The sequence below is a fragment of the Kribbella antibiotica genome (assembly GCF_004349055.1).
GTDB lineage: Bacteria > Actinomycetota > Actinomycetes > Propionibacteriales > Kribbellaceae > Kribbella > Kribbella antibiotica.
In genome coordinates, this window is the sequence record NZ_SMKX01000241.1 from 1 (window position 1) to 9,248 (window position 9,248).

11 protein-coding genes and 1 other RNA gene are annotated in these 9,248 nt (G+C 66.5%); 7 read left to right on the plus strand and 5 right to left on the minus strand.

Annotated features, from left to right (window positions below):
* Positions 1–11: 11 nt before the first annotated feature.
* Both E1263_RS40860 and E1263_RS40865 read right to left on the minus strand, forming a co-directional pair.
* Complete coding sequence (locus tag E1263_RS40860) at positions 12–449, minus strand: PIN domain nuclease (protein WP_202869299.1); 438 nt, start codon at positions 447–449, stop codon at positions 12–14.
* The gene (locus E1263_RS40865) at positions 446–655 is read right to left on the minus strand and encodes a type II toxin-antitoxin system VapB family antitoxin (protein WP_132177598.1); all 210 of its coding nucleotides are present in this window, start codon (positions 653–655) and stop codon (positions 446–448) included. Before E1263_RS40865 ends, E1263_RS40860 begins: the two co-directional genes overlap by 4 nt.
* A gap of 198 nt (positions 656–853) precedes the next feature.
* Here E1263_RS40865 and ftsE point away from each other — a divergent pair, with 198 nt between their 5' ends.
* The 6 genes from ftsE to ssrA all read left to right on the plus strand — a co-directional run bounded on the left by ftsE (position 854) and on the right by ssrA (position 5,625).
* Positions 854–1,543 carry a cell division ATP-binding protein FtsE gene (ftsE, locus tag E1263_RS40870; protein ID WP_132177599.1) on the plus strand — a complete coding sequence of 230 codons (690 nt, stop codon included), beginning with the start codon at positions 854–856 and terminating at the stop codon, positions 1,541–1,543.
* 44 nt (positions 1,544–1,587) lie between these two features.
* A complete protein-coding gene (ftsX, locus tag E1263_RS40875; protein WP_132177601.1) occupies positions 1,588–2,499 on the plus strand; it encodes a permease-like cell division protein FtsX in 912 nt (303 codons plus the stop codon).
* A gap of 84 nt (positions 2,500–2,583) precedes the next feature.
* Positions 2,584–4,017 (plus strand): M23 family metallopeptidase, encoded by a 1,434-nt coding sequence (locus tag E1263_RS40880; RefSeq protein WP_132177603.1) that lies wholly within the window; start codon positions 2,584–2,586, stop codon positions 4,015–4,017.
* A gap of 20 nt (positions 4,018–4,037) precedes the next feature.
* On the plus strand, positions 4,038–4,517 hold the full coding sequence (smpB, locus tag E1263_RS40885; RefSeq protein WP_132177605.1) for an SsrA-binding protein SmpB: 480 nt from the start codon (positions 4,038–4,040) through the stop codon (positions 4,515–4,517).
* 84 nt (positions 4,518–4,601) lie between these two features.
* A complete protein-coding gene (locus tag E1263_RS40890) occupies positions 4,602–5,162 on the plus strand; it encodes a DUF1707 and DUF4870 domain-containing protein (RefSeq protein ID WP_132177607.1) in 561 nt (186 codons plus the stop codon).
* Between the two features lie 85 nt (positions 5,163–5,247).
* Positions 5,248–5,625: a transfer-messenger RNA gene (gene ssrA / locus E1263_RS40895) on the plus strand.
* 178 nt (positions 5,626–5,803) lie between these two features.
* Here the strand turns inward: ssrA and E1263_RS40900 are convergent.
* Positions 5,804–6,085, minus strand: a complete 282-nt coding sequence (locus tag E1263_RS40900) for a hypothetical protein (protein WP_132177609.1) — start codon at positions 6,083–6,085, stop codon at positions 5,804–5,806.
* A gap of 74 nt (positions 6,086–6,159) precedes the next feature.
* Between E1263_RS40900 and E1263_RS40905 the strand changes: the two genes are divergently transcribed.
* Positions 6,160–6,897 carry a hypothetical protein gene (locus E1263_RS40905; protein ID WP_132177611.1) on the plus strand — a complete coding sequence of 246 codons (738 nt, stop codon included), beginning with the start codon at positions 6,160–6,162 and terminating at the stop codon, positions 6,895–6,897.
* On the opposite strand, the gene E1263_RS40910 is transcribed toward E1263_RS40905, so the two are convergent.
* Positions 6,894–8,126 carry an epoxide hydrolase family protein gene (locus E1263_RS40910; RefSeq protein ID WP_132177613.1) on the minus strand — a complete coding sequence of 411 codons (1,233 nt, stop codon included), beginning with the start codon at positions 8,124–8,126 and terminating at the stop codon, positions 6,894–6,896. The two genes, E1263_RS40905 and E1263_RS40910, sit on opposite strands and share 4 nt — an antisense overlap.
* 15 nt (positions 8,127–8,141) lie before the next feature.
* A partial coding sequence (locus E1263_RS43055) for a hypothetical protein (RefSeq protein ID WP_202869300.1) occupies positions 8,142–9,248 on the minus strand: 1,107 nt, incomplete at its 5' end.

Consider the following 9,248-nt stretch of genomic DNA (forward strand, 5'->3'; position numbering starts at 1 on the left):
CGCCTGACGTCTCAGTTCAAGCTGCCGCGTGGAGCGATCCACAGCTGCGGCTGACCTGTCACGGCGGCGATGTGCTCGAAGTCGGCGTCATAGTGCAACACGACGGCGCCGTGCTGCTCGGCCGCAGCTGCCGTCAGAAGGTCGACGATGCCGGCGGCGCGTAGCTGACCTCGGGAAGACATCCGCGACTGCACCTCCTCCGCTCGCTCCACAACGGCCTGAGTCATTGGCAGCGTGACGTACAGGGATCTTCGCCGTTCCGCGGTGCGGGTGTGCTCGTCGTGGTTGCGCCCCGAGTACCCGACTTCGAGGTTGACCGTGCCGCAGGTCGCCGCGGCACGGTCGACGATCAGACCCGCGATGACGGTGCGGACCGACTCATGCTTGCTGCGCGCCAGTGCCGAGGTGTCGATCAGGTACAGCTTGCCGACGGTGGTGACTGTGCTCAACGACGTGCGCCGCGCATGATCTCAGGGTTGTCGATGTCTCCGCCGACGCCGATGCCGTACGGGTCGTCGAGGAGCGCTTCGATGCGCTCTCTTCGCCGGGCCACGAACTCCAGCGCGGCGTTGACAGTGTCCTTCTTCGTCACGGTCCCCAACTCCTTCGCAGCCAGCTCCAGCGCATGGTCGTTCAGATCGATCACCGTCTTCATGAGTGGGACGGTATGTCCGTCTATATATACGTGACCACCTCTTGATATACAAATTGATCGAATCGTTGCAAGCCGTCGAGATGGTCGGCGGCACGCCGAGGACGGGCTAGGGTGAAGGCGGCCGCCTTGGTGGCGTACGGTGCACCTCGTGGTTACCGCTGCGTCGCTTCCTGTTCCCGACCACGGCCGGATGATCCCGTGATCCGCTTCGAGAATGTTTCCAAGACGTATGAGGGCCAGACCAAGGCCGCTCTGCTGAACGTCAACATCGAGATCGAGAAAGGCGAGTTCGTCTTCCTGGTCGGTACCTCCGGGTCCGGCAAGTCGACGTTCCTGCGCCTGGTCCTGCGCGAGCACCGGACGTCCAAGGGTCACATCATGGTGGCCGGCAAGGACCTGAACCGGCTGGCGAGCTGGCGGATCCCGCAGATGCGGCGCCAGATCGGGACGGTCTTTCAGGACTTCCGGCTGCTGCCGAACAAGACGGTCGCCGAGAACGTGGCGTTCGCGCTGCAGGTGATCGGCAAACCGCGCTCGCACATCCGCAAGACCGTGCCCGAGGTGCTGGAGCTGGTCGGGCTCGAGGGCAAGCAGGACCGGCTGCCCGACGAGCTGTCCGGCGGTGAGCAGCAGCGGGTCGCGATCGCCCGCGCGTTCGTGAACCGGCCGATGATCCTGATCGCCGACGAGCCGACCGGAAACCTGGACCCGGCCACGTCGGAGGGCATCATGAAGCTGCTCGACCGGATCAACCGGACCGGGACCACCGTCGTGATGGCCACCCATGACGTGTCGATCGTCAACCAGATGCGCAAGCGCGTGATCGAGCTGGAGAACGGTCATGTCGTCCGCGACGAGTCGCGCGGCGTCTACGGCTACCAGCACTGACCGTTGCCCCCGACTCCGGGACCGATCCAGGGACTGACTGAACAATGCGTTTGAACTACATCCTCTCCGACCTCGGTATCGGCCTGAAGCGCAACCTGTCGATGACGATCGCGGTCGTCGTCACCATCTGGGTCTCGCTGGCGCTGTTCGGCAGTGCGCTGCTGGCCAACGAACAGGTCGACCTGATGAAGGGCAACTGGTACGACAAGATCCAGATCTCGGTCTTCATGTGCACCAAGGACTCCGGCGGCCGCGGCTGCTCGGGGACCGAGGTGACGCAGGAGCAGAAGAACCGGATCCGCCAGGTGATCGAGTCGAACCCGGACACCGCGCCGGACGGCGTCTTCGGGGAGTCGAAGAAGGAAGCGTTCGCGCAGTTCAAGAAGCTGTACAAGGACTCGCCGATCGTCTCGACGGTCACCGAGGACCAGATGCAGGAGTCGTACCGGGTCAAGCTCCGCGATCCGCAGCGCTACCAGAACCTGGTCAGCGCGGTCGCGGGTCTGCCCGGCGTCGACACGGTGCAGGACCTGCGCCAGTACCTCGACCCGCTGTTCGAGGCCCTCAAGGGCCTGAAGATCGGCGCCTACATCGCGTCGGGTCTGCTGCTGCTGGCGGCGCTCATGCAGATCTCGAACACGATCCGGCTGGCGGCGTACGCGCGCCGCCGGGAGATCGGGATCATGCGCCTGGTCGGCGCCTCGAACTTCTACATCCAGCTGCCGTTCCTGCTGGAAGCGATCCTGGCCGCGCTGATCGGCGCCATCCTTGCCTGCGGCACCTTGTGGCTCGGGGTGTACTTCGTCGTGATGCGACGCGCCCAGGAGACCTTCAAGGTCTGGCAGTGGGTCGGGGCCAGCGAAACCTTCCGCGCCACGCTCATCATGGTTGTCGTCGGCATCATTCTGGCCGTGGTCCCGACATTCCTGACAACGCGGAAATACCTCAAAGTCTGACCTGGGTGACTTATCGTGCAGTAGACGTACCTCTCGGGGTGCGCCTGCACGACACCCACAACTCAAGACGCAAGGGGTCGACCTGTGGTCCCGCACTTCCCCGGTGCAGACCCGCGTGAGCGGGCGAGCATCAAGCGAGACGACAGCACCGGCACCCCGTCCGTACCGCGCCCGCGGTCCCGCACGAGATCGCAGGGGCGGCAGACGGTCGTTGCCGCATGCTGCCTTGTCCTGTCCCTGTCCGCCGGAGCTCTGGCGGCGGTTCCGTCTGCGCAGGCGGATCCGCCCGATCCAGCCAAGAAGAAGAAGGAACTCGACGCCCAGATCGGTAAGTCCAAGGCCGAACTGGCCGAGGCCTCCGATCAGCTCGGTTCCGCCGTCGCCGCGTACTCCAGCGCCGACGCGAAGCTGAAGGTCGTCCAGACCAAGTACGCCGCTGCCCAGGGCCGGCTCGCGGCCGCCAAGGCGGCCGATGTCGTTGCTGCCGGCAAGCTCGCGCAGGCCGAAAGAGCGCTCCGTACGGCGGAGTCCGACGTACAGGCCGGGTTGCAGGAGATCGCGGCGAAGCGGGCGCTGGCCGGTCGCGCCGTACGATCGGCGTACCAGCAGCAGAACAGCCTCGTCGGGCTGAGTATCGCGCTCCAGGGTGCGTCGCCGACCGAGGTGGCGACCGGGCTGCAGGTGCAGCGGAACGTGTTCGGGATCCAGAGCAACGCGATCGACAACCTGAACAACGCGCAGGCGCAGCTCGCCAGCAAGCAGGCGAAGGTTGCCGCTGCGGAGAAGTCCGCCGAGGCCGCGCGGGCCGAGGCGGCGCGGACGGTCAAGGAAGTGACCGAGCTGACCAAGCAGGTCGCCGCCGACCGGGCCGAGGCTCAGGCGGTGACGACGGAGAAGCAGGTCCTCTACAAGCGGGCCGAGCGCGAGAAGAACTCCGAGCAGTCGGAGTACAACGCGTTGCTCGCCGAGCGCACCAGGGTCGAGCAGGTCCTGATCGCCCGGGCCCGCGCCGAGAAGGCCGCGGCCGCCCGCCGCAAGGCCGCCCGGGAGAAGGCCGAGCGCGACAAGGCCCGCCGCGAGAAGCGGCCGCCGCGCCCGGTGCCGGACGACCCAGAAGACGGTGGCGGTCGGCTGAGCAACCCGATCAACACCTACATCACGTCACCGTTCGGGATGCGGTTCCATCCGATCCTGCATCGCTGGAAACTGCACGACGGCACCGACTTCGGCGCCGGCTGCGGTACGCCGATCCGTGCTGCGGCGAGCGGCCGTGTCACCGACAAGTACTACAACGGCGGTTACGGCAACCGGCTCTTCATCTCACATGGAGTGATCGGCGGCTCGTCCATCACCACCGTCTACAACCACCTGTCCCGCTACCAGGCCCGCGTCGGCGAACGCGTCACCCGCGGCGAGATCATCGGGTACGTCGGTACGACGGGCTACTCGACCGGCTGTCACCTGCACTTCATGGTGTACCAGGACGGCCGAGTCGTTAATCCGATGAAGTGGCTATAGCGGTCTGAGATACTGGTCGGATGGTGAAACAGACCGGCCAGCAGAAGCCGATCGCGCAGAATCGGAAGGCGCGACACGACTACCACATCGATGACGTCGTGGAGGCCGGCCTGGTGCTGACGGGGACCGAGGTGAAGTCCCTGCGGCAGGGTCGTGCCTCCCTCGTCGACGCGTTCGCCGCTGTCCGGGGCAGTGAGCTCTGGCTGCAAGGCATGCACATCCCCGAGTACACGCACGGCACGTGGACCAACCACGAACCCCGTCGTACCCGCAAGCTCCTGCTCCACAAGGACGAGCTGGCCAAACTGGTCAAAGCCGTCGAGCAGCAAGGAGTCTCTCTCATCCCGCTGTCCCTCTACTTCAAGGACGGCTACGCCAAGGTCGAGCTGGCCACCGGCCGAGGCAAGAAGGACTACGACAAACGCCACTCCCTGGCCGAACGTCAAGCCGGCCGGGAAGCCCAGCGCGCTCTCGCCGACCGAACCCGCCGCCGCGACTAGTAGGACGCCCATCCGGGTCCGGTCAGGGGTGGCTCCGGGGCGCACCCTATGGGGTAGACGGTGCGTGCCGGAGAGAGTGGATACATGTCCACTTCAGAGCTGCTGGTGACCCACGATCAACGGGATCGAGCCGTTGAGATCCTCCAAGAGATGTACGCCGACGGTCGCGTCGACAAGGACGAGTTCGACACCCGGCTCGAGATGGCGCTCAAAGCGCGCACCCGGGCCGACCTGAACGGAACGTTCAACGGCCTGATGGCGCGCCCGATCCCGACCCACGTCCCGGCCGCCTTCAGCCGCCCGATGCCGCTCCAGCGCCCCACCGGCGACGGCCGCGGCATGGGCACGGTCGCCCACTGGCTCGGCTACCCGACCTTCTTCGTCGGCCCCGCGCTCGTCGTCGCAACCGCCGGCAAACAGAACCCCGTCGTACGACGCCACGCCCTCGAGGCCCTGAACTTCCAGCTGACCGCGACGCTCGCGTTCATCGCCCTCGGCATTACCACCGGCGTGGTCGGCGACTGGCTGGGCTTCCTGTTCCCGATCCTCGGCATCATGTGGTTCGTCCTCACCGGCGTCGGCGGCATCGCGACCGCAGCCGGCTCGAACTTCCGCTACCCGTTCACCCTGCGCCTGGTGAAGTAGGGAATCCCAGGTGCGAGCAGCTTGTTGGACTTGGTAGTGTTGCCCTTCTACCCGCAGTTCGGGGTAGGAGTTTGAAAACTCAACAGGGGGTGAACGGTTTCGACTTTGGACGTTTGTTCCAAGGGAAGCGGGCCGAGGATCCAGGGTTATCTCGTAAACGATCTCTGGAAAACTATAACTGCCAATTCAAACCGCAGTAGCTTCTCTCTCGCCGCCTGACGGCCTGAGAAACTAAAGAAGCGGTCAGCCCGGGAGTGCTTCCGACCCGGTTCCTGGCCTCAGCTAGGGAGCTTGCTTTGTTAACCCGGTCACGGGGTTAACACGGGACATTTACAGTGACTGAGCCTGTCAGCGACGTGTCTGTGAGAGCGCTGAGGCTGAGAAAAGCGACTAACAGACTGCGCCCGGAGAAGTCTTGAAACTGCGCTGAAGGACGCGGGTTCGATTCCCGCCACCTCCACCCCTTGGAAAGGCCGACCCCATCAGGGGTCGGCCTTTTTGTTTCTGGCGATCTGTGCGGGACAGCGCGGCCCGGGCTCGCTGCGGGCTGGTGGCTGGGGCGGACCTGCACCACCGTCCAAGTGCGTTCCTGAACCCGTCCGGACAGCGCGCTGAGCGTGAACCGCGCGAGGAGCGCAGCGTTAGACGGTGATGGCGGTCCGCCAGCCCATCACAACTGGTGGTTCCGGCCGGTTCCCCGCGTCGGACCGCGGGTGCCGGCCGATTGTGATGGCCTGGGCGTCGTCGTCGGGGACCGCGGGGAGCATGGTTGCGGTGATTGCGCAGGGGCTGACACGCCGGGCCCGCGGCCGCTCAATCCCGTACGCCGACCCATGTGCCCGAACGGGACGCCCAGCCGGATCGAACAGGATCACTTTGACGGACGTCGTACCGATATCGATCCCGAGCATGAACTGGTCCACGGGGAGGACCGTACTGGTGCCAGGATGAGTCAATGGTCATGTACGCTCCGCCGTCCTGCCGGAAGGGTCAGTGAATGCCGAAGTTCGTCAGGTATCGAGGAGTGCGACTCAATCAGCGCACCATCGACATGATCGAGGCCGCCGAGTGGGTCTGCGGGTTGACGTTCGTTCTGACCCAGGGCTCCTACAACCCGGGTGGCGTCCAAGGGTCGGCGGGCACACATGACGGCGGCGGCGCGGTGGATATCTCGCTCAAGGACGCCAGGACGGGGATGCTGTTCCCGAGGGTCCGGCGGGAACGCATCCGCAACGCGACCCGGCAGGTCGGGTTCGCGTCGTGGGTCCGCGATCCTTCGCAGGCGAACTGGCCATGGCACACCCACGCGATCGCGATCGGCGACCGGGAGTTGTCGCCCGCTGCCCGCGACCAGGTCACCGCGTACAAGAACGGCCGCAACGGCCTCGCCTCGAACGGCCGGGACGACGGCCCGCGCACGTGGGTCAACGTGACCTGGGAGAAGTGGGAGAAGGCCCATCCGAACTGGCGCGAGCCCTTCACCGCGGCCCAGTACGCAAAGCTGATGCAGGAGATCAAGACCCAAGGGGCCGCGACGCGTCAGGAGATCCGGCGGCAGGCGATCTGGATGCTTCGCTACTCTGCGCAGACCGTCGACGAGCGGGCCGCCGCCGACCGGGCGTTCGACGACGCGATCGCGGCCGGGCAGTCCCTCGAACAGGCGATCGCCGCCGCCACCGCCGTACTGTCACCGATCAACGCCGCACTCCTCAAGGCCGCGAAAGAGAACGGCTAGCCCAAGGACCGTACGGCGGTGTTCCGTGGCTGGCGGAAGGTACGGCGGAGGTCTTCGGTCCATTCGGTGGGGAGTTCCCACGGGATGAAGTGGCCGCCGCCGGGGTGGGCAGTGACGTTGGTGTGGTTGTACCAAGGCGCTCGATCGCTGGCGAGGAAGTGGTTGACACGGGCCTCGGGGGTGGTGATGCCGGGTGGGTTCTCATAGCCGGCGAAGGTGAGACCGGTCGGCGCTTCGACGGCCGGCTGGCGATCGTGCGACGGCGTCCAGGGGTAGCGGTTGTTGTTGGCGTAGGTGCGGATCGAGGTGTCGATGGCGTTGCCGGCCCAGAAGATGGTGGCGTGGGTGAGGATGTCGTCGGGGGTGAAGGGGTCGCCGTCGGACCAGCTTTGCCAGCGTTCGAGGATCCAGGCGAGCATGCCGGCGGGCGAGTCGGCCAGGCCGAAGCCGAGCGTGCTTGGGTGCAGCATGTGCGCGGCGAGGTGTACGGCGAAGCGGCGTTCAAAGGCGATGATGCCGTCGTGGATGTCGGGCGGGAGGTTGTCCGGCAGCGGGTTGCCGCCGGTGAGGTCCCAGGCGCGGTCGCCGGTGAAGAACGACAGTTTCAGGCCGGAGCCGATGTGGATGCCATACAACTCATCGGCGTACTTGTGCCCGAGTTGACCGGTCACGAGCGCGCCGACGTCGCACCCACCGGCGGCGTACCGGTCGTGCCCGAGGACGCCGGTCATGAGTTCGTGCCAGACGTCGGCGATCTTCCAGAAGTTCATGTCCGGACTCGTCGGCGTCGAGAAACCGAAGCCCGGCAACGACGGCACGATCACGTCGAAGGCATCCGCCGGATCACCGCCGTACGCGGCCGGGTCGGCGAGCTGGTCGATCACCTTCGACCAGTGCCAGAAGGTCCACGGCCAGCCGTGGCTGAGGATCAGCGGGATCGGCGCCGGACCGACGCCGGGTTTGTGCAGGAAATGCACCGGTACGCCGCTCACGTCGACCCGGTAGTTGTCATAGGCATTGATCGCGCGCTCGGCCGCCCGCCAGTCGAAGCCGTCGGCCCAGTACTCAACCAGAGCTTGCAGATCGGTACGACGGACGCCGTAGAAGCCGTCGTCGTTGCCTGCGTCAACTGGCCACTTGGTCGCGCGGAGGCGATGCCGTAGGTCGTCGAGGACCTCGTCGGTGACGTGGATCGGCGACGGTTCCAGGTTCATGGTTGCCTCAGGCATCTTCCACGGTGAGGGTCAGTTGCTGAGCGGGATCCCACCGAGGACGATGGGGGTTTCGCCGGAGCGGAGGGTGAGGGTCGCGGCCTTCTGGCCCTGGGGGAGGTGGCCCTTGAAGACGATCGTGCCCTTCACGACCTGGCCGACGGCGAACTTCTCCGGCCAGTCGCTGCGCGAACTGTCGGCGCGGATCGAGTTGCCCTCGGCGCTGGTGAACGTCGCGTTCCCGTCGAGGGGGAGGCTGACGGTGTCCTTGCCGTTGTTGGTAATCGTGAGGCGGACCCGGGTGAAGTGGCTGGTGTTGGTGACGTTGTCGATCGTCACGGCCAGGCCGGTGGTGGTCTTGCCGACCGGTTTGATCAGCCGGTCCTCGCCCTGCTCGTTCCCGCTGAGGTAGCCGGCGGCGTACTCGGCGCCGGCGGTGATGGCGAAGCCACCGATCCCGACACCGGCCAGTACGGCGCCGATCGCGACGATGACGGAGACGTCGAGGCGGCTGGATTGGCGCTCGGTGGGGCTGACGGCGTCGAACACCGCGAACGTCATCGCACCGAGCAGTGCGACGGTTGGCGCGATCAGCCAGCGCAGCATGCCGCCGGGGCCGTCGGCGAGGAACGTGGCGATCAGGTTGATGACGAGCCCGACGGCGAGCATCGCGCCGGCGATCGCGAGGACCCTGGCGAGGCGGACCTGGCCGACTTCGGCGGTGGTTGCCTCGGGGGTACGACGTTCTGGCTCGCGAGTGCGGCGTTCTGGGCGCCCCATCGGCCTGGACGGGGTGCGCGGCTCGTCTGGGTAGTCGGAGTAGTCCGGGCGGTCCGGCCAGGCGGGATGCGGCGGCTGATCGGGCTGGACGATCTGCGCGCGCTCGCCGTTGGACCAGGGTGAGCGAGCCGACTCGAGGTAGTCCGCCGAGGGGTAGCCGGGCCAGGACGCGCTGTTGTTCGCGTCGGCCGGGTTCGGCTGGCTGACGCTGGCGCGGTCCGCCGGGTACGGCTCGTTGTGCTGCTGGTCCGGCTCCGCGTCTGACTGCTGGTTGGTGGGGGCGAACGGTGAGTTAGCCGGGGCGGGCTCACTGGGCTCTGGTGTGGGCGTGCGCTTGGACGCTGGTGTGGGGGCCGGGCG

Bases quoted from the DNA above. Each gene is read 5' to 3' on its own strand.
- E1263_RS40865 (WP_132177598.1), bottom strand. From the start codon at position 655: ATGAAGACGGTGATCGATCTGAACGACCATGCGCTGGAGCTGGCTGCG.
- ftsX (WP_132177601.1), top strand. From the start codon at position 1,588: ATGCGTTTGAACTACATCCTCTCCGACCTCGGTATCGGCCTGAAGCGC.
- smpB (WP_132177605.1), top strand. From the start codon at position 4,038: ATGGTGAAACAGACCGGCCAGCAGAAGCCGATCGCGCAGAATCGGAAG.
- E1263_RS40890 (WP_132177607.1), top strand. From the start codon at position 4,602: ATGTCCACTTCAGAGCTGCTGGTGACCCACGATCAACGGGATCGAGCC.
- E1263_RS40905 (WP_132177611.1), top strand. From the start codon at position 6,160: ATGCCGAAGTTCGTCAGGTATCGAGGAGTGCGACTCAATCAGCGCACC.
- E1263_RS40910 (WP_132177613.1), bottom strand. From the start codon at position 8,126: ATGCCTGAGGCAACCATGAACCTGGAACCGTCGCCGATCCACGTCACC.